The organism is Sphingomonas sp. NIBR02145 (genome assembly GCF_027359115.1).
Lineage (GTDB): Bacteria > Pseudomonadota > Alphaproteobacteria > Sphingomonadales > Sphingomonadaceae > Sphingomonas > Sphingomonas kyeonggiensis_A.
In genome coordinates this window covers 647354-672254 of the sequence record NZ_CP114791.1, presented here as the reverse complement: position 1 = coordinate 672254, position 24901 = coordinate 647354, and the positions used below count along the sequence as shown (strand labels likewise).

23 protein-coding genes and 2 tRNA genes are annotated in these 24901 nt (G+C 66.4%); 10 read left to right on the top strand and 15 right to left on the bottom strand.

Annotated features, from left to right (window positions below; translation table 11 throughout):
- Window positions 1–8: 8 nt before the first annotated feature.
- Window positions 9–890: a 4-hydroxy-tetrahydrodipicolinate synthase gene (dapA, locus tag O3305_RS03135; RefSeq protein WP_269575099.1), complete on the bottom strand. Its 882-nt coding sequence runs from the start codon at window positions 888–890 to the stop codon at window positions 9–11.
- Between the two features lie 71 nt (window positions 891–961).
- Here dapA and O3305_RS03130 point away from each other — a divergent pair, with 71 nt between their 5' ends.
- The 5 genes from O3305_RS03130 (at window position 962) to O3305_RS03110 (ending at window position 5219) form a co-directional block, all read left to right on the top strand.
- Window positions 962–2968 carry a transglycosylase SLT domain-containing protein gene (locus tag O3305_RS03130; RefSeq protein WP_269576439.1) on the top strand — a complete coding sequence of 669 codons (2007 nt, stop codon included), beginning with the start codon at window positions 962–964 and terminating at the stop codon, window positions 2966–2968.
- A 15-nt stretch (window positions 2969–2983) separates the two neighbouring features.
- Complete coding sequence (gene greB / locus O3305_RS03125) at window positions 2984–3460, top strand: transcription elongation factor GreB (protein WP_269575098.1); 477 nt, start codon at window positions 2984–2986, stop codon at window positions 3458–3460.
- A gap of 91 nt (window positions 3461–3551) precedes the next feature.
- Window positions 3552–3845, top strand: a complete 294-nt coding sequence (locus tag O3305_RS03120; protein WP_269575097.1) for an acylphosphatase — start codon at window positions 3552–3554, stop codon at window positions 3843–3845.
- Window positions 3846–3960: 115 nt separating this feature from the next.
- Window positions 3961–4344, top strand: coding sequence for a DoxX family protein (locus O3305_RS03115; RefSeq protein ID WP_269575096.1), 384 nt, complete (start codon window positions 3961–3963; stop codon window positions 4342–4344).
- 77 nt (window positions 4345–4421) lie between these two features.
- Window positions 4422–5219: a transporter gene (locus O3305_RS03110; protein WP_269575095.1), complete on the top strand. Its 798-nt coding sequence runs from the start codon at window positions 4422–4424 to the stop codon at window positions 5217–5219.
- A gap of 27 nt (window positions 5220–5246) precedes the next feature.
- Here O3305_RS03110 and O3305_RS03105 read toward each other — a convergent pair whose 3' ends face one another.
- The 3 genes from O3305_RS03105 to ettA form a co-directional block, all read right to left on the bottom strand.
- Window positions 5247–7016: a methyl-accepting chemotaxis protein gene (locus tag O3305_RS03105; protein ID WP_269575094.1), complete on the bottom strand. Its 1770-nt coding sequence runs from the start codon at window positions 7014–7016 to the stop codon at window positions 5247–5249.
- A 140-nt stretch (window positions 7017–7156) separates the two neighbouring features.
- Window positions 7157–7603, bottom strand: a complete 447-nt coding sequence (locus tag O3305_RS03100) for a GNAT family N-acetyltransferase (RefSeq protein WP_269575093.1) — start codon at window positions 7601–7603, stop codon at window positions 7157–7159.
- A 5-nt stretch (window positions 7604–7608) separates the two neighbouring features.
- Window positions 7609–9288 (bottom strand): energy-dependent translational throttle protein EttA, encoded by a 1680-nt coding sequence (gene ettA, locus O3305_RS03095; protein WP_184166778.1) that lies wholly within the window; start codon window positions 9286–9288, stop codon window positions 7609–7611.
- Window positions 9289–9604: 316 nt separating this feature from the next.
- Between ettA and O3305_RS03090 the strand changes: the two genes are divergently transcribed.
- From O3305_RS03090 to dctA, 3 genes are all read left to right on the top strand, one after another.
- Complete coding sequence (locus O3305_RS03090; protein WP_269575092.1) at window positions 9605–10987, top strand: M20/M25/M40 family metallo-hydrolase; 1383 nt, start codon at window positions 9605–9607, stop codon at window positions 10985–10987.
- Between the two features lie 185 nt (window positions 10988–11172).
- A complete protein-coding gene (locus O3305_RS03085; protein WP_269575091.1) occupies window positions 11173–11406 on the top strand; it encodes a hypothetical protein in 234 nt (77 codons plus the stop codon).
- 130 nt (window positions 11407–11536) lie between these two features.
- Window positions 11537–12874: a C4-dicarboxylate transporter DctA gene (gene dctA / locus O3305_RS03080; RefSeq protein ID WP_269575090.1), complete on the top strand. Its 1338-nt coding sequence runs from the start codon at window positions 11537–11539 to the stop codon at window positions 12872–12874.
- A 12-nt stretch (window positions 12875–12886) separates the two neighbouring features.
- Here dctA and O3305_RS03075 read toward each other — a convergent pair.
- From O3305_RS03075 to O3305_RS03060, 4 genes are all read right to left on the bottom strand, one after another.
- Window positions 12887–12963, bottom strand: a tRNA-Pro gene (locus O3305_RS03075).
- A gap of 49 nt (window positions 12964–13012) precedes the next feature.
- Window positions 13013–13089 (bottom strand) — tRNA-Ile (locus O3305_RS03070).
- A gap of 25 nt (window positions 13090–13114) precedes the next feature.
- Complete coding sequence (locus O3305_RS03065; protein ID WP_269575089.1) at window positions 13115–14131, bottom strand: polysaccharide deacetylase family protein; 1017 nt, start codon at window positions 14129–14131, stop codon at window positions 13115–13117.
- Window position 14132: 1 nt separating this feature from the next.
- Window positions 14133–16391: a histidine kinase dimerization/phospho-acceptor domain-containing protein gene (locus tag O3305_RS03060; RefSeq protein WP_269575088.1), complete on the bottom strand. Its 2259-nt coding sequence runs from the start codon at window positions 16389–16391 to the stop codon at window positions 14133–14135.
- Window positions 16392–16572: 181 nt separating this feature from the next.
- On the opposite strand from O3305_RS03060, the gene O3305_RS03055 reads away from it, so the two are divergent.
- Window positions 16573–17034, top strand: coding sequence for an Lrp/AsnC family transcriptional regulator (locus O3305_RS03055; RefSeq protein ID WP_183995261.1), 462 nt, complete (start codon window positions 16573–16575; stop codon window positions 17032–17034).
- Between the two features lie 79 nt (window positions 17035–17113).
- On the opposite strand, the gene O3305_RS03050 is transcribed toward O3305_RS03055, so the two are convergent.
- Window positions 17114–18364, bottom strand: coding sequence for a tetratricopeptide repeat protein (locus O3305_RS03050; RefSeq protein ID WP_269575087.1), 1251 nt, complete (start codon window positions 18362–18364; stop codon window positions 17114–17116).
- A gap of 271 nt (window positions 18365–18635) precedes the next feature.
- On the opposite strand from O3305_RS03050, the gene O3305_RS03045 reads away from it, so the two are divergent.
- On the top strand, window positions 18636–19115 hold the full coding sequence (locus tag O3305_RS03045; protein WP_269575086.1) for a hypothetical protein: 480 nt from the start codon (window positions 18636–18638) through the stop codon (window positions 19113–19115).
- Window positions 19116–19490: 375 nt separating this feature from the next.
- Here O3305_RS03045 and O3305_RS03040 read toward each other — a convergent pair whose 3' ends face one another.
- The 6 genes from O3305_RS03040 to O3305_RS03015 form a co-directional block, all read right to left on the bottom strand.
- The gene (locus tag O3305_RS03040; protein WP_269575085.1) at window positions 19491–19970 is read right to left on the bottom strand and encodes a glutathione peroxidase; all 480 of its coding nucleotides are present in this window, start codon (window positions 19968–19970) and stop codon (window positions 19491–19493) included.
- Complete coding sequence (locus O3305_RS03035; protein ID WP_269575084.1) at window positions 19967–20563, bottom strand: GNAT family N-acetyltransferase; 597 nt, start codon at window positions 20561–20563, stop codon at window positions 19967–19969. Before O3305_RS03035 ends, O3305_RS03040 begins: the two co-directional genes overlap by 4 nt.
- The gene (locus O3305_RS03030; RefSeq protein WP_184166801.1) at window positions 20560–21264 is read right to left on the bottom strand and encodes an ABC transporter ATP-binding protein; all 705 of its coding nucleotides are present in this window, start codon (window positions 21262–21264) and stop codon (window positions 20560–20562) included. The genes O3305_RS03035 and O3305_RS03030 overlap by 4 nt, the downstream gene beginning before the upstream one ends.
- Window positions 21257–22483, bottom strand: coding sequence for a lipoprotein-releasing ABC transporter permease subunit (locus O3305_RS03025; RefSeq protein ID WP_184168298.1), 1227 nt, complete (start codon window positions 22481–22483; stop codon window positions 21257–21259). Before O3305_RS03025 ends, O3305_RS03030 begins: the two co-directional genes overlap by 8 nt.
- A 376-nt stretch (window positions 22484–22859) precedes the next feature.
- Window positions 22860–23204 carry a PilZ domain-containing protein gene (locus O3305_RS03020; RefSeq protein WP_269575082.1) on the bottom strand — a complete coding sequence of 115 codons (345 nt, stop codon included), beginning with the start codon at window positions 23202–23204 and terminating at the stop codon, window positions 22860–22862.
- 45 nt (window positions 23205–23249) lie between these two features.
- Window positions 23250–24896 carry a pilus assembly protein TadG-related protein gene (locus O3305_RS03015; protein ID WP_269575081.1) on the bottom strand — a complete coding sequence of 549 codons (1647 nt, stop codon included), beginning with the start codon at window positions 24894–24896 and terminating at the stop codon, window positions 23250–23252.
- Window positions 24897–24901 lie beyond the last annotated feature (5 nt).

The following is a 24901-nucleotide window of genomic DNA, read 5'->3' as shown; positions in this document are numbered from 1 at the left end:
AATAAGAGCTAGACCAGGCCCGCAAACTCCAGCGCGGCGTCCACGGCCTTGCGGCTCGCTTCCCCCGCCGGCGTCATCGGAAGGCGCAGTTCCTCCGGGAAGCCTTGGCGCACGCGGGTCATTGCGTATTTCACCGGGCCGGGCGACGCATCGGTGAACATCGCGATATGCAGCGGATAGAGCCGGTCGTGCAGTTCCAGCGCCAGCGCGTGGTTGCCCGCCGCCCAGGCGGCCTGGAACTCGGCGCAGAGCTTTGGCGCGACATTGGCGGTCACCGAGATGCAGCCCGTGCCGCCCATCGCATTGAACGCCAGCGCCGTCTCGTCATTGCCCGAAAGCTGGATGAAGTCGTGGCCACAGCCTGCACGCTGCTCGGAAACGCGGGCGAGCGCGCCTGTCGCATCCTTCACGCCGATGAACTTGCCCGGAAACGCCTTGACGATCCGCGCCATCGTCGCGGGCTGGATGTCGGTCACGGTGCGGCCCGGCACATTGTAGAGCACGATCGGCAGCTCAGCCTTCTCGGCGATCGCCGCGAAATGCTGGAAGATGCCTTCCTGGCTCGGCCGGTTGTAATAGGGCGGGACCATCAGCACCGCATCGGCGCCGGCATCCTGCGATGCCTTCACATTCTCGATCGCGACCAGCGTGTCGTTCGAACCGGCACCGGCGAGCACCGGCACACGGCCTTTCGCCTGGTCGGCACAGACGCGGACGACTTCGAAATGCTCGTCTTTCGGCATCGTCGCGGCCTCGCCGGTGGTGCCGCACGGCACCAGCCCGGCAGAGCCCTCAGCAATCTGCCATTCAACGAACGCACGATAATCTTCATCCGCGAAGATGCCGCTACGGAACGGCGTCACAAGCGCGGGAATGGAGCCGGAAAACATGGTCTCAAAATCTTCCCTAATTCCCCAATTCGGGGCTGGCAGATAGGAGCGACACGCGTATCATGTCCAGTATGCTTGCTCCGCTGCTCAAAAGTGCGTTGCTGTTCGCGGGCGTTTCCGGGCTCGCCGTCTCGTCGCAGCTCACGCAGGAACAGATCCAGTGGTACAAGGTGGCGCTCGAAGCCGGCGTTCCCCGCGTGCCCCCGCCCTATATCCAGGCCGATCAGCTCGGCGACGCGCTGATCGAATGGAAGCGCTTGCAGCAGTCGGATAACTATCCCTTTTCCGACTATGCCAATTTTCTGCTCATGCATCCCGGCTGGCCCGGTGAGAAAAGTCGCCGCGCCGCTGCCGAGACCGTGCTGGAAAGCGGCACCTGGGCCCCTGGTCTGGTCATCCGCTTCTTCGAGCGCTTCCCGCCGCTGACCGCGGCCGGCCGCATCCGCTATGCCGAAGCGCTCGCGGCCTCCGGCAAGCGCGCCGAGGCCGAGCAGCAGGCACGCCAGGCCTGGCGTCACGGCGTGCTGCGCCCGCGCGACGAAACCGCGCTGCTCGCCGGCTTCTCGGCCGCGCTCACCCCGCCGGATCATGATGCGCGTATGGACCGGCTGCTCTGGGCGGGCTCGCTCAGCGCGGCGCAGCGCCAGCTCGCCTATGTCTCGCCGGCGATGCGTCCGGTCTTCGATGCCCGCATCGCCTTCCGCACCAAGGCGGCGGATGCCGATGTGAAGGGCTCGAACGCGCTTGCGCTCGGCCGCACCAATCCCGGCTTCATCGCCGATCGCGCGATGTGGTTGCGCGATACCGGCCAGAGCCCGGCGATGCGCGCCTATCTCGCCCAGCCGCGCCAGCTCGCTTCCACGCCCGGCGACGCCGAGGAGTGGATGGAAGTGCTGCTTACCGCGGCGCGCGGCGCCCAGTCGGATGGGCAGTTCAGCCTCGCCTATCAGATCGCCAGCCAGGTCGATGACGCGTTCCCGGCGGGCACCGATATCAGCGCCCAGCCGCTCGGCGAGCGCGACGACTATACCAGCCTCACCTGGCTGGCGGGCACCGTGGCGTTCAACAATCTCGGCCGCAGCCGCGACGCGGTCGGCATGTTCGATCGCTATGGCCATGGCTCGAAGACGCCGACAACCCAGTCCAAGGGGTTCTACTGGGCCGGCCGCGCCGCCGAAGCCTCTGGCGACCAGACCGGGGCGACCAGGTTCTACACCCAGGCCGCCGGCTTCCCCGACGTCTTCTATGGCCAGCTCGCCACCGAGCGGCTCGGCAATCCGCTCAAGCGCCCGCCCGATTTCAACGCACGGGTCGGCGATCCGGCGGTGCGCGATGCCTTCTTCAAGAAGGAGACGGTGCGCGCCGCACAGCTGCTCGGCACGATGGGCAATCGCCAGGACCAGGGCCTGTTCATCCGCCAGATCGCCAATGATGCGACTTCGGACAGCGACCATATCCTCGCCGCCGAGCTGAGCCGCGCGATCGGTCGCCCGGACCTGGGCGTGCTGGTCGGCAAGAGCGCGCTGCAGAACGGCCTGTCGGACTATACCGCGGCGGGCTACCCGACCGTGGCGGTGCCGGCATCGCAGCAGGATTACTGGACGATCGTCCACGCCATCGCACGCCAGGAAAGCCAGTTCGATCGCGACGCGGTCAGCCATGCCGGCGCGCGCGGGCTGATGCAGCTGATGCCGGGCACGGCCCGCGAGGTCTCGACCAAGCTGGGCATGAGCTACAGCCCCGGCACGCTCAATTCCGATACCGACTACAACATCCAGCTCGGCTCGACCTATTTCCAGCGGATGTACAATCTCTACGGCAGCTATCCGCTGGCGATCGCGGCCTACAACGCCGGCCCGGGCAATGTGAACAAGTGGATCCGCGCCAATGGCGACCCCCGCCTGCCCGGCGGTGACATTGTCCAGTGGATCGAGCAGATCCCGATCTTCGAGACGAAGAACTACGTCCAGCGCGTGATCGAGAACGCCGTGGTCTACGACCTGCTCAACCCCGAGCGCTCGCGCTCGCGCGGGCCGGCGAACACCAGCTGGTATCTGGGCAAGAACAAGCCGGGCTGATAGTCCGGGCGGACGATGGACCGCCCCAACTACATCACCCCCGCCGGCTATGCGACGCTGCGGGCCGAGTATGAGCAGCTCTTCGCCACCGAGCGCCCCGCCCTGGTCGAGACCATCTCCTGGGCCGCCGGCAACGGCGACCGCTCGGAGAATGGCGACTATATCTACGGCCGCAAGCGCCTGCGCGAGATCGACCGGCGGCTCGGCTGGCTGTCGAAGCGGATGAAGGCGGCCAAGGTCGTCGATCCGGCGCAGCAGGAAGACAAGAGCCGCGCCTATTTCGGCGCCACCGTCACGATCGCCGACGAGGACGACAACCACCGCACCCTCACCCTGGTCGGCGATGACGAGGCCGATGCCGCCAGGGGGCTGGTCGGCTGGAACGCTCCGCTCGCCCGTGCCCTGCGCGGCGCCGGGATCGGCGACCTCCGCCGGGTCAGCCTGCCCGCCGGCGAGCGCGAATATGAAGTGATTGCGATCACTTACCCCTAAGGCGCGACGAGTCGCCGCGCCCAAGGATTCCCTCGAATCTGCAAGTTGATACAAGTGCAGCCAGGCCGAAGGGTTGCGGCCGGGTAAAATAATGAGCTGGGGATATATGACGGCACAGCGTATCTATGTGTCGGGCCGCGTGCAGCGCGTGGGCTATCGCGACTGGGCGGTGCGTACCGCCAAGCTGCTCGGCGTGAAGGGCTGGGTCCGCAATCTCAAGGACGGGCGGGTCGAGTTACTCGCCGAGGGCGATGACGAGGCGCTGACCTCGCTTACCGAAGCCTGTCGCGAAGGGCCGCCCCTGGCGGTCGTCGATCATGTCGAGGCCTTCCAGGCGGCGGAGGACAAGCACGCCAAGGGCTTCACCAAGCGCTTCACGGCCTGAGCCACTTCGGAAACGGATGGTTTCCCGGGCGTCGGTTGACCGTTCGGACATGAAGTGAAACATTTCAGCCTCGAAACGGCTCGCAAGGACGCGCGCCGGTCGAGGAGAAAACCTCATGCCCATTCCCGCAAGCTGGTCCGACAAGCTGCTGAGCGTCCTGCGCATCGTCGCCGGTCTCGGCTTCCTGCAGCATGGCCTTTCCAAGTTCTTCGGCGTGCCCCCCTTCCCCTATCCGCTCAACGGCCTGCTCACCGCAGCCGGCGTGATCGAGCTGGTCGGCGGCGCGCTGCTGCTGATCGGCCTGTTCACCCGTCCGGTGGCGTTCATCGCTTCCGGCATGTGCGCGGTCGGCTATTTCCTCGTCCACGCGCCGCAGGGCTTCTTCCCGGCGGTGAACGGCGGCGAGGCGATCATGCTCTACTGCTTCATCTTCCTGTTCTTCGCGGCCGCCGGCGGCGGTTCGTGGAGCGTGGACGCGCTGACCGCCAAGAAGGGCTGATCCGTCCAGGGCCGGCCGTGCAGGACGATTCCACGGCCGGTGTCCACTTCTCTCCCGGAAGGCGCTATGGACCTCCCATGCGCCTTCCGATGAGTCTCGCCGCTGCCCTGCTCGCCGCCACTGCCGCCCATGCGCAGGACCTGCGCCCGCTCTGCCCGGACCGGCCCGGCCTCGACACGCCCGCCTGCACCGTCGACCAGGGGCATCTGATCGTCGAGAGCGGCCTGGCCGACTGGTCGCTCGACCGCGACGCGAGCCAGCGCACCGACAGTTTCACCTTCGGCGACCTGCTGCTCCGCTACGGCGTCACCTCGAACACCGAAGTCCAGCTCGGCTGGACCGCGCTCGGCACCGTGCGCACCCATGATCGCATCGCCGGCACCGTCACCCACGGTAGCGGCGTGGGCGACACCACCCTCGCCGTCCGCCACAATCTCTCGCATCCCGACGGTTCGGGCTTCGCCGCCGCCATCATGCCCTATGCCAGCCTGCCGACGGGCGGCGCGACGATCGGCGCGGGCGACTGGGGGGCCGGCCTGGTGGTGCCGCTCAGCTACAGCCTGAACGACACGCTGAGCCTCTCGCTTACCCCCGAAGTCGATGCCGCGGTCGACAGCGACCGGCATGGCCGCCATCTCGCCTATGGCAGCGCGGCCGGCATCAGCGCCACGCTGGCAAAGTCGCTGACCAGCGCGCTCGAATTCCAGGCGATCCGCGACGAGGACGCCGCCGGCCACGCCACCCAGGCGCTCGCCAGCCTGTCCTTCGCCTGGCAGCCCCGCTCGAACCTGCAGTTCGACATCGGCGCCGTCGCCGGGCTCAACCATGCCAGCCCGGATGCCGAGCTCTATATGGGGATCGCCCGCCGCTTCTAGGCGGCGAACGATCCCCCGGGTGGATCCTCAGGCAGCCACGCTGTGGAGCTGGACCACCTTGCCGCGCGGCGCGGAAGCCGAAGCACCGTCCCCGGTGCGGAAGCGACCGGCCTGTTCGGCCAGGTTGCCGACTTCCTCGGCCAGGTTGCGCGAGGCAGCCGAAGTCTCTTCGACCATCGCCGCATTCTGCTGGGTCGACTGGTCCATCTCGTTCACCGCGGTGACGATCTGGGTGATCGCGGTCGACTGGGCCTGGTTGTCCGCCGCCATGGCGTCGAGCAGCTTGTGGACCGCGCCCACGCCGCCCGAAATCGCCTCCAGCGCCGTGTCCATGCGCTGCACCGCATCGACCGCCGTGCTGACCTCGTCCTGGGTCAGGGTCAGCTGTTCGCGGGCGCGCTTGGCTTCTTCTTCCGCCCGCATCGCCAGCGCCGAGACCAGGTCGGCGACCACCGCGAAGCCACGACCGGCCTCGCCGGCGCGCCCGGCTTCCACCGCGGCGTTCATCGCGAGCACCCGCGTCTGGAACGCGATCTTGTCGAGGCCCTCGATCACGTCGTCGATGCCGCGGGCGCTTTCGCTGACCCGGCCCATCGCCGTGACTGCCTGCTCGGCGAGCGAGCGGCCATCACCGACCACGCGGATCGCCTCATCGGCGCTGCGCACCGTCTCGTTCGCCGCCCGGGCGGTGCCGCGCAGCCGCTCGTCCATCTGGCTGAGCGCAGCCGAGGTTTCCTCGAGGCTGGCGGCATTGCCTTCGGTCCGTCGCGCCAGGTCTTCCGAAGCCTGGGCGATCTCGTGCGAGCCGGTCTGAATCGCCGCCGCGCCTTCGTTGACCGTGGCGATCAGCGTGCGCAGCGCGGTCAGCGCGCTGTTGAAGTTGGTCTTGAGCGTCGCATAGCTCTCCGGGAAGGCCACGCGGATTTCCTCGGTCAGGTCGCCTTCGGCCAGCGCCGACAGCCCCTGGCTCAGCGCCGTGGTGACGATGCGCTGCGTCTCGGCGGCGGCGGCCGCCGCGTCGCGCTCCTTGGCGATCACCGATTCGAGATAGGCATCGACCGCACGGGCGATATCGCCGATCTCGTCAGCCTGGTCGGTATGCGGCACCTGGGTCGTCCCGCTGGAGCGCGCCATGCCATGGATCACCTCGGCCAGGCCCTTGATCGGCGCCACCACCTTGCGGGTGACCATGTAGAAGGCGCCGCCCAGCACCGCGAGCGCAATCAGGCCCAGCGCGACCACGATGCCGGTGGCGACATTGGCCCAGCCCAGCGCATCGGTGGTCACGTCGCTGGCGATGCTGATCTGCATGGTAACCAGCTTGCCGACGGTATCCGAAACCGGATCGACATCGGTATAGAGTTCGGTGGCGACGAACTTGTCGATCCCTTCGCGATCGCCGGCACGCAGCATCGCTTCCAGCCGGCCGATGCCGTCATTCGCCTTTGCCATGGCGTCTTCGGCCTGCTTGGCCAGCGCTTCCTCGTCGGGCGTCGCATCGGTCGCGGCATAGCGCTTCCAGGCCGCATCGAGATCGGTCTTGCCCTTCTGGATATTCTCCAGTGCCTGCGCGTAGCTGATATTGCCGTTGCGCGCCTTGTGCGCCGCATCGACGATGTGCACCGCATAGCTGTCCGCGACGAGCTTGAGGTCCTTCAGCGGGATCACGCGATCGGCGAGCACGGTGTGCAGCGCCTGGCGGCTGGTCGCCGCGGACCAGGAAAAGCCTGCGATGACGGCGCCGAGCACGACCCCCAACATCACCAGGGCGGAAAGCAGCTTCTGCTTCAGCGTCATGGTTGAACTCCGGAAAATAAGATGTTTCCCGGAATTTATAGGAATTCTTGCGGCCCTGGCTCTGTTGCGAAACATTTCTGAAACGAGAAATCCGGGCCTTCGCCGGTCGTGCAACCTCCAGAAAACCCGTATTTTACGTATTAACGCAACGGCTTGCGCTGGATCACTACCGGCATGCCGTTCGTGTCGTTTTCGAAGCCGGCAATCTGGAATCCGTGACGCAGATTGAGCAGGATCATCGGATTGTTCGCCGCCCGGGTACGGGTCTCGGCGAAGCGATAGCCGAGCATGGCGGCATCCGCATGCTGCCGTCGCATCAGCTCGGAAGCCACGCCCCGCCCCCGCAATTCGGGCACCACGCCGCCCAGCCAGCTGTAGAGCAGCGCATCGCCGCGCCGATAGCTGAGCTTGAACCCCTTCCAGCTGCCATTCTCGATCGCCAGCCAGAGCAGCGGGTCCTCCAGCCGCGCCAGCCGGTCGAGCAGATACCCATCCGTGAAATCGGGGAAGACCGCATGGCACAGATGCAGCAAGGGCGCGGCGGCATCTGCCACCGCGCCCTCGAAGCGTTCATAAGTGATCGGCACGCCGATCAGCGCGTCAGCTTCTTGTAGGCCAGTGCGGTCGGACGATCGGCGGCATCGCCCAGGCGACGGCGCTTGTCTTCCTCATAGGCTTCGAAATTGCCCTCGAACCATTCGACATGGCTGTTGCCTTCGAAGGCGAGGATGTGCGTGGCGAGACGATCGAGGAAGAAGCGATCGTGGCTGATGACCACGGCGCAGCCCGCGAAATTCTCGATAGCCTCTTCCAGCGCGCCCAGCGTTTCGACGTCGAGGTCGTTGGTCGGTTCGTCGAGCAGCAGCACGTTGCCGCCCTTCTTGAGCATCTTGGCGATGTTGACGCGGTTGCGCTCACCGCCCGACAGCTTGCCGACATTCTTCTGCTGGTCGGCGCCCTTGAAGTTGAAGGCACCCACATAGGCACGGGTCGAGGCGTCGTGGCCGTTGACCTTCATGTAATCCAGGCCGTCCGAGATCTCTTCCCAGACATTCTTGGTCGGGTCGAGGTGATCGCGGCTCTGGTCGACATAGCCCAGGCGCACGGTCGAGCCCATCTCGATGGTGCCGGTGTCCGGGGTCTCCTGGCCGGTGATCATCTTGAACAGCGTCGACTTGCCGGCGCCGTTCGGGCCGATCACGCCGACGATGCCGCCGGCGGGCAGCGTGAACGAGAGGTTCTCGAACAGCAGCTTGTCGCCGTACGCCTTGGAGATGTTCTCCACTTCGATCACCTTGCCGCCCAGGCGCTCGGGCACCTGGATGACGATCTGGGCCTTGCCGGGCGCGCGGTTCTGCTGCGCTTCGACCAGCTGGTCGAACTTGGCGATACGCGCCTTCGACTTGGTCTGGCGACCCTTCGGGCCCTGGCGAATCCACTCGAGCTCGTCCTTGATCGCCTTCTGGCGACCGGACTCCTCGCGGTCCTCCTGCTCGAGGCGCTTGGCCTTCTTCTCGAGATAGGTCGAGTAGTTGCCCTCGTACGGGAAGTACTTGCCGCGGTCGATTTCCAGGATCCAGCCGACGACATTGTCCAGGAAGTAGCGGTCGTGGGTGATCATCAGCACCGCGCCGGCATATTCCTTGAGGTGGTTTTCCAGCCACTCGACGCTCTCGGCGTCGAGATGGTTGGTCGGTTCGTCGAGCAGCAGGATCGACGGCTTCTGGATCAGCAGGCGGGTAAGCGCGATGCGGCGCTTTTCACCGCCCGAAAGGTTGGCGACTTCCCAGTCCGACGGCGGGCAGCGCAGCGCTTCCATCGCGATCTCGAGCTGGTTGTCGAGCGTCCAGCCGTCGACCGCGTCGATCTTCTCCTGGAGCGTGCCCATCTCTTCCATCAGGGCGTCGAAATCGGTGTCATCCTTGGGATCGCCCATCTCGGCCGAGATCGCGTTGAAGCGATCGACCATGTCGGCGACTTCGCGGGCGCCGTCCTTGACGTTCTCGAGCACGTTCTTCGTCGGATCGAGCTCGGGCTCCTGCGGCAGGTAGCCGACGGTGATGTTCTCACCCGGCCAGGCCTCGCCCGAGAAGTCCTTGTCGATGCCTGCCATGATCTTCATCAGGGTCGACTTGCCGGCGCCGTTCGGGCCGACGATGCCGATCTTGGCACCCTGGTAGAATTGCAGGTTGATGTTGTTGAGCACCGGCTTGGGAGCGCCGGGGAAGGTCTTGGTCATGTCCTTCATGACGAAGGCGTATTGGGCGGCCACGTGGCGGTCTCCGTTCGCAGGTCTGGATATGCAGGAAGTTTGGCGGCGATGTAGCGAGCGGACGGTCAATTGGCAACGCGGGCGCGTCGGAACGCCCCGCTTGCAATGTAGGATATCCTCTGCTGCCCTCCGGCGGGCAGCGGCGGCACTGATTCAACCGATCCGGTTGCGTGCCGGCCACACGTGTAAACGATTCAAGGGATTCAACGAATTGGTCAACCAGCTGGTTGAATATCGGCCCGTGACGGCATCGGAAATGCCGTGGAAACCGTCGGCGCATTGCCGAATGTTTCGGGGGCGGTTAGCGTCGCCGGCCATGACCAAGCGCACCCTGCTCGCGGCCGTCGCCGCCCTCGCCCTGCCCTTCCCCGCTCTGGCCCAGAGCGCCGCGCACGATCCCGTGGCGCTGCGCGACGCCGCCTTGAGCGACAATCTCGCCTGGGAGATCACCGAGGGGCTTACCACCGAAGTCGGCCAGCGCCTCGCCGCGACCGAGGCCGAGGCGCGGGCGCGTGCCTGGGCGGTGAAGAAGCTCACGGCGCTCGGCTTCAAGAACGTCCATATCGAGACGTACAAGATGCCGCTGTGGGAGCGCGGGATCGAGACCGCCGAAGTGCTGGGCGGCGCCGCGCAGAAGCTCGCCATCGCGGCGCTCGGCAATTCGGGCTCGACGGGTCCGAAGCCGATCGAGGCCGAAGTCGTCGCCTTTGCCACGCTCGCCGATCTCCAGGCGGCGCCTGCCGCGGCGGTGAAGGGCAAGATCGTCTATGTCGGCAATTCGATGACGCCGACGCAGGATGGCTCGCAATACGGCTATTTCGGCGGCGCCCGCCGCGCGGGGCCGAGCATTGCGGCGAGCAAGGGCGCCGCGGCGATCCTGATCCGCTCGATTGGCACCGATTATCATCGGAATCCGCACACCGGCGTGACAAGCTGGGCCGCAGGTGTGAATCCCATCGGCGCCGCCGCCCTCAGCCTCCCGGATTCCGATCAACTCGAGCGGCTGCTCAAGCGCGGGCCGGTGAAACTGCGCGTGCAGATCACCGCGGGCATGAAGGGTGAGGCCGAATCGGGCAACGTCATCGCCGATGTTCCGGGCAGCGATCCTTCGGCCGGGATCATCCTGATCGGCGGCCATCTCGACAGCTGGGATCTCGGCACCGGCGCCATTGACGATGCCTCGGGCGTGGCGATCACCACTGCCGCCGCCAAGCGGATCATGGACGCCGGCCAGCCGAAGCGTACGATCCGGGTCGTCTGGTTCGGCGCGGAGGAACCGGGTGGCTTTGGCGGCGCGGCCTATGCCAAGGCGCATGCGAACGAGCGCCATGTCCTGGCGCAGGAATCGGATTTCGGCGCCGACCGCGTCTGGAAATTCGAGGTAAACCTGCCCGCGGGCGCCAAGCCGATCGCCGATCGCCTCGCCACCGTGCTTGCGCCGCTCGGCATCTCCCGCGGACGCGGCACCGCGCATGGCGGCACCGATGTCGGGCCGGTGATCAATACCGGTGTCGGCGTGGTCGATCTTTCCCAGTCGGGCCTGCGCTATTTCGATTATCACCACACGCCCGACGACACGCTCGACAAGATCGATCCGGTGCAGCTGCGCCAGAATGTGGCAGCCTGGACCGCGATGCTCGCGGTGACCGCCAACGCTCCCGAGGATATCGGCCCGATCCCCAAGGGTGAGGGCGAGTGAGGGAACCGAATGGCGGGCCCACTCATTGATGGCCGCTAACTGGCAAGATTTAGGCAAAAAAATGTCCTAAATTTTGCCAGTGGGTGAATTTGCGATTGACGCAAACGCAACGACCGCTATGCCAACGGTTCGCGACGGCTAATCGGGCCGGATGCGAAACGTTTGAGTTCCTTTAGGAGCACCACATGAAGAAGATCCTCATTGTTGCTGCGACCGCCGGCCTGATGTCGCTCGCGGCTTGCGGTGGCGCCACCACCAACACCACCGCCGAGAACGTCGCTGCGGACGCTGCTGCGAACGCCGCTGCCTATGAGGCCGCTGCCGACAACACCACCAACGCCGCTGCCGAGGCCGTTCTCGAGAACGCCGCGAACGTGGAAGAGAACAAGGCCGACGCCGCCGAGGCGAACGCCCACTGATCTCTGTTCGGCACCCGGCCTCTGGTCGGACCGAGAGATAGAAGGACGCTCCCGCAAGGGGGCGTCCTTTTCCGTTTGGGCCCATCGCGCGCTCCGCTATGCCGGTGCGGATGTGGGGGGAGGATTGAGAATGGGCGCAGTCACGACCAGCTTTGCCGAACAGCCAGCCAGGCCGCAGCGCTGGTGGCAAATGCTCTATGTCCAGGTACTGATCGCCATCGCGGCGGGCGTGCTGGTCGGCGCAATCTGGCCCGCATTCGGCGCATCGCTGGAGTGGCTGGGCATCGCCTTCGTCAACCTGGTCAAGATGATCATCGCGCCGGTCATCTTCCTTACCCTGGTCACCGGCATCGCCGGCGCCCGCGAGCTGGGCTCGCTCGGCCGGGTGGTGATCAAGGCCCTCGCCTATTTCCTGTTCTTCTCCACGCTGGCCCTGATCCTCGGCCTGATCGTCGCCCATCTCGTCCAGCCCGGGGCGAGCATGCATATCGATCCCCACAGCCTGAGCGAGGCCAAGGTGGTTGGCTTCGAGAAGCAAGCGCACGAGACGACGGTCCAGGGCTTCCTGCTCGCAATCATCCCCACCACCCTCGCCTCCGCGCTGACGAGCGGCTCGATCCTGCAGGTATTGTTCGTGGCCATCCTGTTCGGCGTGGCGCTGGCGGGGCTCGGCGAACGCGTCCGCCCGCTGCTCGACCTGCTGGAGCAGCTCGGCACCGTCGTGTTCCGCCTTGTCGCGATCCTGATGCGCGCGGCGCCCGTCGGCGCGTTCGGCGCCATGGCCTTCACCATCGGCAAGCACGGCCTGGGCGCGCTGTGGAACCTCGGCGGCCTGGTCGCGACCTTCTATGCCACCTCGGCGCTGTTCGTGCTCGTCGTCCTGGGCCTTGTCGGCTGGCTGGCGGGCTTCTCGATCCTCAAGCTGCTGCGCTACCTCAAGGCCGAGCTCCTCCTCGTCCTCGGCGCCTCCTCCTCCGAAGCCGCCCTGCCCGCGCTGATCGACAAGCTCGAGCGCGCCGGCTGCGACAAGGAAGTGGTCGGCGTGGTCGTGCCCGCCGGCTATTCGTTCAACCTCGACGGCACCAACATCTACATGACGCTGGCCGCGCTGTTCATCGCCCAGGCCACGGGCGTGCACCTGTCGCTGGGCGAACAGCTGATCCTGCTCGGCACCGCGATGCTCACTTCCAAGGGTGCAGCCGGCGTCACCGGCGCCGGCTTCGCGACGCTGGCGGCGACGCTGATGGTCGTGCCCTCGATCCCCGTGGCAGGCATGGCGCTGATCCTCGGCGTCGACCGCTTCATGAGCGAATGCCGCAGCCTGACCAACTTCATCGGCAACGCCGTGGCGACGATCGTGGTGGCGCGCTGGGAAGGCCGGCTCGACCGCGACGCGCTGCAGCGCGCGCTCGACGGCAAGGCAGACAGCGGTCCGGCGCGGGTCGCAGCCGAAACGGATCCGGACTGAAATCCGGGAAAATGGTCGGGGAGACAGGATTCGAACCTGCGACATCCTGCTCCCAAAGCAGGCGCGCTACCAGACTGCGCCACTCCCCGACGCGGATCGCGGCCCTAGGGCCTTGGGGCCGGGCACGCAAGCAGTTGCTGGTGGGCCCGGCAGGACTTGAACCCGCAACCTAGCCGTTATGAGCGGCCAGCTCTAACCAATTGAGCTACAGGCCCCCAGCAAGACGGCCCTAGCGGAACCTCAGGCCGGCCTGCAAGCCGCCGCGACAATCTCGTCCACAGATGCCGAGCGCACCCCCAGCCTGTCGAGCAGCGCCAGCACTTCGTCCCACCACCGCAGGAACGCCGCCAGATCGGCTTCGGTCCGGACATAAGGCGTATGACCGGGCTCTACCGAGGGAGAATGGAAGGCGAAGTTCAGCAGCCGCAGCCCCTCACCCACCGCGACCCGTATCGCTTCCTTGGCCTCGCCGAGCGGCATGTCCTCGGGCGTCAGCGCGACACGCGAGAGAAGCCCAAGCCGGGACGCTACGCCGATGCCATGCGGCAACCGCCCCAGCCCGCGGTGCAGCGCCGCCCCGCCCCGCCGCATTCGGCCGGTGAACACCGTGGTGAACGGCAGCTCGATCAGCGAACCGATCCGGAAGGCATCATTCGGCACCGCCGAGAAATCAGGACCGCCCTCGTCCGAATAATCATAGGCCGAGCGCATCGAGCTATCGATCCGATAGCCAAGCTCGGCCAGAAGCGCCGGCGTATCCGGCCCGATCCCATAGCGCCCCGCACGATAGACAAGCGGCCGGCGCCCGGCTGCACGTTCCACGGCTTCGGTGAGCGCCACCAGCTTGGCCCGCTGCAGCTCGAGCGGGAGATTGCCGGTGAAGCTGTTGAACCCGTTCACGTCCTCGACATGCGGAGGATTGACCCAGGGATGAAGCTGCGTGCCGATCGCGGAACGCCCGTCACGGATCACTTCGCGCAACACCTCGATCGCGAGCGGCGAGGTCGCGATCGGATAGTCGATCAGATAGGTTAGCGCAGCGCCCGCCGCCGCGAACCGGGCATGCACCGGCGGCAGGGCGGCCATATGGCGCGTGCCATCCGCATCGGCGCTGAGCGGCGCCCCCCAGTCAAACTCTTCCTCGGTGTCGACGAAGATGGTGAAGCGGGTGCCGAAATCGTCCGGCCACTGCACGCGCGCATCCGGAACGGGCGCAGGCACGCGATAGCCGCTGCCCTGCTGGTCCCCGTTCCCCATTTCAGCTCAGATGCGCTTGGCCCACCTGCTCGTTTACGGCGGCCGGAAGCCGCAAAGTCAAGCTTTCCCGGCCGATGACGAGGGCGCCTCCCAGTTCGCGGGAGAGATTGCGGGCGAGCCGCAACGCGAAGCCGGTGCCGAGCAGCGTGATATCCTCGCGCTCGTCATCGATATCGAGCACCGAATCGCCGGGATAATCGGCAAGCGCCTGCGGGCGATCGATCGTGATCGCCACCATGTCCTTGCCCTCGGGCGCAACATGCACGCCGATCCGCTCGCCTTGCCCGCTCGCCGAGACGAGCGTGGCAAGCAGGCGGGCGAGCAACCGCTCCACCGCACGGCGATCCCCCATGACCGAGAGATCCGCGATCGGCAGCGCGACCACCGAGCCGCGCAATTCGGCAAGGGGTGCAAGGTCGTCGACGATCATTGCCAGCACCGGGCGAAGCGCGATCTGGCCCGGCACGAGCGACAGCGCGGCGCTGTCGATACGGGCGGCAAGATCGAGATCGTCGATCGCGCCAAGCAGCTCGCGGGCCTGCGAACGGATCACCTGGGCACGATCGCGATAGGCGTCGCCGACCGGCCCGAGCATCTGGGCCTCGATCATCTCGGCGAAACCGGCGATCGCGTTGGTCGGCGTACGCAGCTCATGGACCAGCTGGCGAAGGGAATCGGCGGGCATTGCCGGGCCGGCAAGCGGACGCAGCGGCTCGGCACGCTCATCGACACGCGGACGGCGCGCCGTGCCGCGATAGCCGGTGAAACGACCGTTGGAGGGATCGAACACCGGGATCGCCGAGATCAGCCAATCCCCCGCGGCATCCGAATCGCCCTCGACCGAGAGGCGGGCATTGGAGAAGCCGGCACGGCGGCGGAAGGCACCGCCGGCAACGCCATCGACACGCGAGCTTTCCGGGCCACCCGGCACGGACTGACTGTCGAGCGACACGCCCACAAGCGGCGCTCGGCTGACACCATCGACCCAACGGATCATGCCCTTGGCGTCGGTCTCGAAACGGAATTCATCGGCAGGACGAAGCGCCGGCAATTCCTGCGGTCCGGCTTCCTCGCGATGGCGCCAGAACGCATCGATCCTCGCGACGACATCGGCGATCTCGAAGGTGCCGTCATCCTCGCCCGCGGCTTCTGCCGCCATCTGCCGCACTTCGGCGACCAGGACATCGCTATGTTCCATCGCCGAACCCTGCGCCCGGCCTTCCAGTGGCGCAATCGCTTCGACGGGAAGCGGTGACTCGTCTGTCCCGGATTGGACCGCACGGACCGGAATCGAGGGCGCTTCTACCGCTTGCGCAGCATCGGCACTCATCGACGGCGCAAGACCGGCAAGCGCAATGAAGGAGAAATCCTCATCCTCGCCGCCCGCGACGACAGGCTCGGGCTCGACCAGCGGTTCAGGCACCTGCTCGGCGACGGGCTCCGGCGCTTCGGCCAGTTCCGCATCGAGGATTTCGACGGCGGCGGGTACTGATTCGGCCGCCTGCGTCGCCTCGGGCAGGCGCGCCAGCAAGGCGGCAAGGGTCGCCTCCTGCGCCGGAAGGCGCTGCGGGGCAGTGGCGCTCCAATAGACAAGGGCCGTGTCTTCGGCCTCGTCCTCGGACGCCTGCTCGGGCTCGGCCACCTGCTCTACAGCGTCCGCAAGAGGCTCGTCGTCGATTTCAGCCGAAGCCGCTTCGGCCGGCGGCCCGTCGACGACCTCGGACCAGTCGATCGCGATCGCGCTGACCGCTTCCTCGACAAGCACAGGCTCCGGATCCGCCGCCACTTCCGGCTCAGGCTCCGGCAACTCGACCGGCACTTCCTTCACCGTCTCGTCCGGCAGCACGAAATCGATCGGCCCGAAACTCTCGAGCGCGCGGCGCACTACCGGGCTCAGGTCACGCCGATTGCGGAGGACCGCGCGCGATGCCGGCGCGAGCTCGGGAAGAAGCTGGATCCATTCGCTGGAATTCATCCGGGCGCTGCGCAGCACCGGCAGCGCGACCTGCAGCTCGTCGAGCGCGAACAGGCGGACGAGCGGCGGCGGGGGATCGGCGAATTCGAGTGCACGCGCACTGGCAGCGCGTACCGGCAAAGGTACCGAGTCGCGGATCGAGCGCAGCACGCTCATCGCGCGATGCCCGGCCACGGCGCGACGGCGACCGATCAGGTCGACGAGCTGTCGCCATGCGGACTGGACGCCATATGGCGTGCTCAGGTCCGAGGCGAGCACCGTCTCCAATGTATCGTCGAAGCGCAACGCGTGCTCACCCTTTACCCGGCACCGCGACGCGGGCCGTAACGATTCCTTAATGCGCCGGCTGCCCGTTCGAAACCGTCCATTTCGGCACGTCGCATTGTGGGACAATTGCGTTGCGGCGTAATAATATTATGTCTAAACGCAACACACGGAAACGAATCAAAAGACAGAAGGAACATAAATGCGATTCGACGATATCGACGTACGGATTCTAGGCCTGCTTCAGGATAATGGCCGGATGACCAATGTCGAGCTTGCCGAACGCGTTGGGCTGACGGCGCCGCCGTGCCTGCGCCGCGTGCGTGCGCTTGAACAACAGGGGGCCATCACCGGCTATCATGCCGCCCTCGATCCGGCTGCACTTGGCTATAATCTCACCGTCTTCGCGATGGTCAGCCTGAAGAGCCAGGCGGAATCGGATCTGCGTGCCTTCGAGCAGATGGTGGCGGACATTCCCGAGGTTCGCGAATGCCATATGCTCAACGGCGAGATCGACTTCATCCTCAAGATCGTCGCGCCCGACCTGCAGAGCTTCCAGCATATCCTGACGACGCGGCTCACCCCGGCGCCGAACGTGGAGCATGTAAAGACTTCGCTGACGATCCGCACCTCCAAGGCCCTGCCCGGCGTGCCGGTCGCCTGATCCGCTGCATCCAGGCGGAGAAAGAAAAAGGGGCGGCCCGAAAGCCGCCCCTTTCCTGTTTCGGGCCCGATGGCCGCGCTCAGCTGAGCGGCGGCGTATCGAGCGAGACCTGCCAGAGCAGCGCGACATTGACGAACGGGCCGGTCTTCACCGCCTGGAACGCCGCCTTCGCCTCTTCCTTGCGGCCGAGGCGCTGGAGCGCGATGCCGCGGTGCAGGTTGATCTCGTTGGTGTCCGCACCGCCCTTGGCGAGCGCCGCGTCATAGAGCTGGAGCGCGCGGGCGTTGTCGCCGGCGGCCAGCAGCGCATCGCCATTGCCCGCGCCGCCCTGCTTGGCGAGCGCGTCGAGCGCCGGGCTGCTCTTCACGCCGGCCTGGGCCGCCGTGTAGGTGCGGTTGCCGTCGGCATCGGTCGCCGGCAGCTTGCCGTTCTTGCGGCCTTCCTCGATCACCGAGATCGCTTCCCAGGGCAGACCCGAGGACTGGGCGGCATAGGCATAGTCGGCATAGTCACCGCGATCGGCGAGCGAGTTGGTGATGCGGCGCAGGCGATACAGATCGATACGCTCGGTCTTGGCGGCGCGGTCGACGCCCTTGGCACCCTGGCCGAGCACTTCGATCGCCCAGCGCCAGTTCTTCACCGTCGGATAGTCCTTCAGGTAATAAGCCAGCCAGTCATAGGTCGCCTCGCGGTTGCCGGTGGCGGTCACCTTCGGGATGGCGAACTGGTACCATGCTTCCGGCGCCTTCTGGCCGGTCGACTTGGCATATTCGATCGCATTGCGCGCTTCCGCGGCGGCTTCGGCGTTCTTGCCGGTGGCCGCGTAGGCGTTGGCCATCATCAGCGGGATATCGACGTTCTTCTCGCCGCCTTCGCGCGCCTTGGTCATGTAGCTGATGACGTCGGCATGCTTCTTCTGCGACGCGGCTGCCTTGCCCATCAGGAAGTTGAGGCGCGCGGCATAGGCGGCCTTGGCTTCCGGGCTGGTGCGCGGGCTGACGCTCAGCGTCTGCAGTGCCGGGATCTGCGCAGCTTCATTGCCGCGGCTCAGCTCGAGCTGAAGGCGCAGCCACGACGAATAATATTTCTCGTCGTCATTCTTCGCGGCGGCTTCGGCGGCGGCGATCTGCGGCTCGGCCGTGGCCCAATCCTTGGCCTTCACCGCAGCCTCGGCGAGGCCGGCGGGCTTGCGGAACTCGTCGCTCACCTTGAGCGCGTTGGGGTCGGCCTTTTTATCATCCTTCTTCTGCGCGGCAGCCGGGGCCACGGTGAGCGCAGTGGTGCCCAGCGACAGCACGGCGGCCAGCGCGAGCTTGGAAGCGAAGTTCATGCGAAACTCTCCTAAACGGGGAAAGAGCGGGGGCTTTCGGGGCACCTCTAGTTGCCCCTCTCGCGCCGTTCAAGCCGATCACCGCAGCCGATGCCGCGTTTGCGATGAACGCGCGTTTAACAGGCTGGCTCCTTCCCGGCACGTAATGAAGTGTTTCGACATGGCCTGCGGGCGTTAACCATCATGTCCGGATATTTTGGTTGATGTGAATTAACCCTGTGGATAAGTTCGCGATCAGTTGGGGTAACCTGTTGCGTTAGAGGGGTAAAACATGGGGTCGCTGTTTCGCGGATGCGCACTTTGCGAGGTCGATGCAGAGGGAAATCTGCTCCTGACCGAAAGCACCGCCCAGGCCCTTGGCCTGCCCGCGACCGACGAGCCCCTGGTCCTTTCCGCGCATGAACGCGATCAATGCCTGGTCGGCTATGCACGCGCCGACCTGCAGGAAATCCGCACCCGTTCGGGCATGGATGCGCGGGTTGGCGACGCGAGCATGCGCCGCATCCTCGGCATCGTCGATGTGGCGCCGCGCAGCGCGCAGGGCCTCACCCTTCCCGCCGCGATGCGCCATCATGGCCGAATCGAGAGCGTCGCGCTGGTCGTCGGCGCCGGCGACCGGTTTGAGATCTGGAATCCCCAGCTTGCGGCCGCCCAGAACGGCTTCAGCGCCGGCGCGTACGCGTTTCCGCCGGTCTCCTTGCGCCACCCGCCGCGCGGCGGCTCGCGTCGGCCCCGCCCGGCACGCTATTGATGCGCTCGCTACGCTGCCGGCTGCTCGAACACGCCGCGATGCCCGGGCGGCTTCGCGACGGAGAGCATGAATTCGCCATGTGCGTCCGTTGCGGCGCGGATCTGCAGCGCCTGCTCGGCGGCGAGGAATGGGCGGAGGTGCCGGCCGGCGAGGCGATCGACTGGCGGCGGCGCGATGTCGGCTCCAGCGCCTCGGCGGTGGCGGCGCGCATGCAGCTACCCCCTGCCCCGCGCCGGCACGCGCCACGCAACGCTATCTCCGCGGAAGGACGCGGTCAGCGCCGCATGCGCCCGCGCCGCAGCGCTTTGCTCGAACTTACCGGCCAATTCGTACTCGACACCATCGTAGATCGAATCCGTCGCCCCGCACCAGCCGCTAGAGAAGCTTCTCGATCTCTGGCCCGATCGCGTCGGGGCTAGTCGTCGGCGCGAAGCGCTCGACCTTCCGGCCTGATCGATCGACCAGGAACTTGGTGAAGTTCCACTTGATCCCCTTGGAGCCTAAAAGGCCCGGGGCGGCTTGCTTTAGGGATTCGAAGAGCGGTGCGGCGTTTTCGCCATTTACGTCTATTTTGGCGTAGACCGGGAAGGTCACGTCGTAAGTGAGCGCGCAGAAGCTCGCTATCTCCGCCGCATCGCCCGGTTCCTGCGCGCGGAACTGGTTGCACGGGAAGGCCAGCACCGAGAAGCCGCGATCCCGGTACTTGCGATACAGCGCCTCGAGCCCCGCATATTGCGGCGTGAAGCCGCATTTGGAGGCCGTGTTGACGATCAGCAATACCTCGCCGGCGTGATCGGCAAGCGTGACCTGCTCCCCATCCGCCCTGGTCACGGGGATATCGGTGATCACGGTCATGCGGGCGCTCCCTCGTAACGGGCCATCAGCAGCTCGATATTGCGGCGAACCCCCGGCCACTCATGCGCGAGGATAGAATAGACCACGCTGTCGCGGTGATGGCCGTTCAGGATCAGATGCCCGCGCAGCACCCCGTCCAGCCGCGCGCCCAGCCGCTCGATCGCGCGGCGCGAGGCGACATTGAGGAAATCGGTGCGGATCTGCACGCAATTGACCTCCAGCACCTCGAAGGCGTGGCGGAGCAGCATGAACTTGGCTTCGGTATTGAGCCCGGTGCGCTGGACCCGCGGCGCATAGAGCGTGCCGCCGATCTCGACCCGGCGATGCCCCTTGCTCATGCGCAGGAAGCGCGTCGCGCCGGCAATCCGCCCCTCACTATCGAGCACCGTGAACGGCAGGCCGCGCCCGGCCGCGACGTCATTGTCGATCCGGTCCATCCACGCATCGATACTCGCATCACTCGGCACCGTGGTGTGGAACAGATGCCGAAGCCCCGCAAAGGCATCGAGCAGCCCCGCGCGATCCTCGCGCACCATCGGCCGCAGCGTGACGTGACGCCCCGCCAGGGTCGGCACTTCCCGCCACGGGTTCATTCGAGATGCCCTTCGTGCAGCCGCACCACCCGGTCCATCCGGGCAGCGAGCCGCTCGTTATGCGTGGCGATCAGCGCGGCCGATCCCTGGGTGCGAACCAGGCTGAGGAACTCGGCGAGCACCTTGTCCGAGGTCAGCTCGTCGAGATTGCCCGTCGGCTCGTCCGCCAGCACCAGCGCCGGCTTGTTGGCGAGCGCGCGGGCAACAGCAACGCGCTGCTGCTCGCCGCCCGAAAGCTGGTTCGGCCGATGGGTAAGCCGATGCCCGAGACCCAATGCGGTGAGCAGCTCCTCCGCCCGCTTGTCGGCATCGGCGCGCAGCGACCCGTGGATCATCTGCGGCAGCACGACATTCTCGAGCGCGTTGAAGTCCGGCAGCAGGTGGTGGAACTGGTAGACGAAGCCGAGGTGATCGCGGCGCACCGCGGTGCGGCCCGGGCTGTCGAGCTGTGCCGCTTCCTTGCCGGCGATGCGGATCGATCCGTCGAACCCGCCTTCGAGCAGGCCGACGGCCTGGAGCAGGGTCGACTTGCCCGAACCCGAAGGGCCGAGCAGCGCGACGATCTCGCCCGGCTGCACGTCGAGATCGACGCCGCGCAGCACTTCGATCGTCTCGCCGCCCTGGCTGAAGCTGCGCTTGAGGCCGCGCGTCTGGAGAACCGGCCCAGCGCCGTTCACGGCGCCCCCTTCAAAGCTACTCATAGCGAAGCACCTGGACAGGATCGGTATTGGCGGCCTTCCAGGCCGGATAGAGCGTGGCGAGGAAACAGAAGACCAGCGCCATCACGCAGATGCCGATCGTCTGGAACGGATCGGTCTTCGCCGGCAGCTCGGTGAGGAAGCGCATCGACGGGTCCCAGATGTTCTGGCCGCTCACCAGCCCGATGAACTTCACCACGGATTCGCGGAAGGTGATGAAGAGGAAGCCGAGCACGCCGCCGGCGGCCACGCCCAGCGCGCCGATCGTCGTGCCGACGGTGACGAAGATCCGCATCAGCCCGCCGCGTGTCGCGCCCATCGTCCGCAGCACCGCGATATCCCGCGTCTTGGCGCGCACCAGCATGATCAGCGAGGAGACGATGTTGAACGCCGCCACCACCAGGATGATCGAGAGAATGGTGAAGGAGACAGTGCGGTCCACCGCCAGCGCCTCGAACAGCTCCGAATTCATCGTCCGCCAGTCGGTGATCTGGCCGACCTGGCTGACCTTGTCGACGAGCGGCTGGAGGATCTCGCCGACCTTGTCCGGGTTGCTGGTCTCCAGCTCGATCATCGAGACGCCATCGCCGAGCAGCAACAGCGTCTGCGCATCCTCGATCGGCATGATCGCGAAGACCTTGTCGTAATCATAGACGCCGACCTCGAAGATCACCGCCACCTTGTACTTCACGATGCGCGGCATCGTGCCGAAGGGCGTAGCGGCGCCGGCGGGATTGAGGATCGATATCTCGCTGCCCACCGTGGCACCCAGCGATTCCGCCAGGCGCGAGCCGATCGCGACCTGCTGGCCGCCCGGCTTCAGGCTCTTGAGCGAGCCGATCACTTCCTTGCCCTTGAGCGTCGGGTTGCTGAGGATCTCCTCCATGCGCATGCCGCGCAGCTGGAGGGCCTCGGCCCGGCCATTATAGGTGGCGAAAAGCGGCTGCTCGATCAGCGGGGTGGCACTGGTGATGCCCGGCGTCTTGCGCGCCTCCTCCAGCACCTCGCGCCAGTTGCGCAGCTGGCCGCCATAGCCCTGAATCACGGCATGGCCGTTCAGCCCGGTGATCTTGTTGAAAAGCTCGGCGCGGAAGCCGTTCATGACGCTCATCACCACGATCAGCGCGGCAACGCCGAGCATGACGGCGACAAGGCTGAACCCGGCGACGACGGCGATGAACGCCTCGCTCCGCCCCGGCAGCAGGTAACGGCGGGCGATCATCCGCTCGTAGCGTGAAATCAATAGCATGGGGGTCTGGTAACTCGCCCGTAAAACAGCTCTGACGCCGATCTAGGGTAGATGGCGGCGAATTCCTACTGCCAACCGACATGTTGCCGATTCAACACAGGGTGACACCAAACTGCGGCTACCCCTTGTAATGCAAGTGACAAAGCCGGTCCGGGAGCCTAGCAAAACTCTTGTCGAAACGCAGGCGAAAGGCCGTGGTTCGGGGAGGCTCCAAGCCCCGCTCGTAGGCAAGTACGAGTGTGTGGGCTGGGCCTGACAAAGGGGGCTGACGAGCATTCGTCACGCAGGCGCCCGGATCGGAAACGGTCCGGGCGTTTGCCGTTTCCGAGCCCCTGGAACCGCACCGGATTCATCGCAACGCCGAAAGCGGACGCCATTCCGCCTGCTGCTCCGGCGTGGGCAGGTTAATGATGTGGTTGACCACGCCCGGGTGCAGCTGCTCGAGGAACTGCAGCCCGGCCGCATCGCGATTGCTCCAGACAACCCGAGCGGCGAGCGGCTTGAAGCCGGGAAGACGGACCACCGTCTCCATCCCCGGCGCAAGCAGAAAGCCTGTCTCGATCCGGCAGCCCAGTCGCGAGATTTCCACCAGTCGCACATCCTGGAAGCAGAAGCGCGATTCCTTCACCGCAATCAGGACGGAAACCGGCCAGCGCATCGCCTCGCGCCGGTCCACACCCTGGGTAATCTTCAATCCTCTACGATCGCCACGCATCATCACGCCCCACGCTCACTCCCCTCACCCAACCAATATCGGCTTGCCGCACCGCACGCCGTTCACCCGCACATCCGCCTGCCCGACATTCACGCCGAGCAGGCCGGTAAGATCGTTCAGAAGCGAATCCAGCGGCGCCGCCGCCCCCTGCAGCACCGTTCCCACCGTCGAGGTCACCAACGAGAGGTTGATGCCGAACCCCGGCGAGCCGACCTGCACATCCAGATCGCGGACCAGCGAGGCGGCGACTCCGCCCGCCAGATCGTTCGTCGATACGGTGCGGGTCTTGCCCGCGGCGATCTCCTGGGCGGTGAAGCTCACCTGTTGCGGGCTGGCCCCGCCCAACTTGATATTCGATTCGCCCGTGACCTCACCCAGCCCGAGCAGCTTGACCAGCGTGGCCCGCCGCGGCGCGACCGGGGTGTTGAAATTGCCAAGCACGGCGGCATCGACGTCGCCGATGGCGACCTGGCCCACCGCCGTGGTGACATTCAGGCTCACCGTGGCGGTGGACGGCGTGGGACAGGAGACGCTGCGAAGCGACGCCTCCGCCGTGGCGAGCTCGACGAACAGCGGCAGGTGCACCTGGGTCGCGGAAAGCAATCCCGATCCGCCCACCTTGGCATCGACATACAGCCGCGACTGCGCGGTATGCAGCTTGACGCTCTGGTCCTTCGCAACGGTGAGCCAGGGCGATTGCGCCGCCCGCTCGCCGATCGCGAGCGTCACCTTCGTCGAGGCAACGCCCGGGAGCCCCGCCGCGAGATCCAGCTCGACCTGGCGCTTGCCGGTCGCGATCTCGAGCATTTCGCGAACCAGCGCATAGCCATCCGCCTTGATCGGACGGGTGGGATCACTCTGCGTCTCGCCGGACAGCGGGCCAAGATTGATGATCTTCGAGAGCTGTACCGTGACCGGCGGAACGCGCGCCGCGATGGCGCGGAGTGCCGTTTGCGCTGCTGAATTGCCGGTTGCGGCGGCCATCGCGGCCAGTGCCTTGGGCAGCGGCACCTGCGTGGCCAGCGTCTCCCCGAAGGTCAGCCCCTGCAGATTGGCCTGGGTGCGCAGCGCATCGGCATAAGCGAGGATATCGATGTCGGCGTTGACCAGCCCCTGCGAGTCCATCGCGGTGAGATTGAGCTCGGTCCCGGCCAGCCCCGACAGGAGTTGCCCCGGCAGCCCGCCGCCGACCGAAGCCAGGCGCGAGCCGATCGAGAAGGAGGCCAGGTCGACACGCGCGGCCAAGGCCGTCACCGATACCCGGGCGGTCGGCCTGCCCGTCAGGAACTTGCCGAAGAACAGCGGCACATCGCGCCCGACGGTGAGGCGCACCGCGTTCCCCCCGCTTCCGGAAGCGACGAAGCGCGCGGCCGGCGCGATGCTGCTGTCGGGCGAATAGGCGCCCTGCTCCAGTTTCTCGATGCTGGCGTCGCCGGCCTGGTTGGCCGCCATTGCCGAGCGCGCGGCGGCGTCCGCGCCCTGGCTGTTCGCCGCGCTCAATGCCGCGGCGTCGGCCACGCCCTGGAGCCGCCGCTTCTCGAGATAGAGCGATCCGGTATCCACGGCGAACGCCGCGGACCCGGCGAGCATCACGAAGCCGCCGGCGAACAACATGGTGATGTTGCCGCGACGATCCGCCGCAAGGGCACGAAGGAACAAGGGCGCGCGCACCGCCA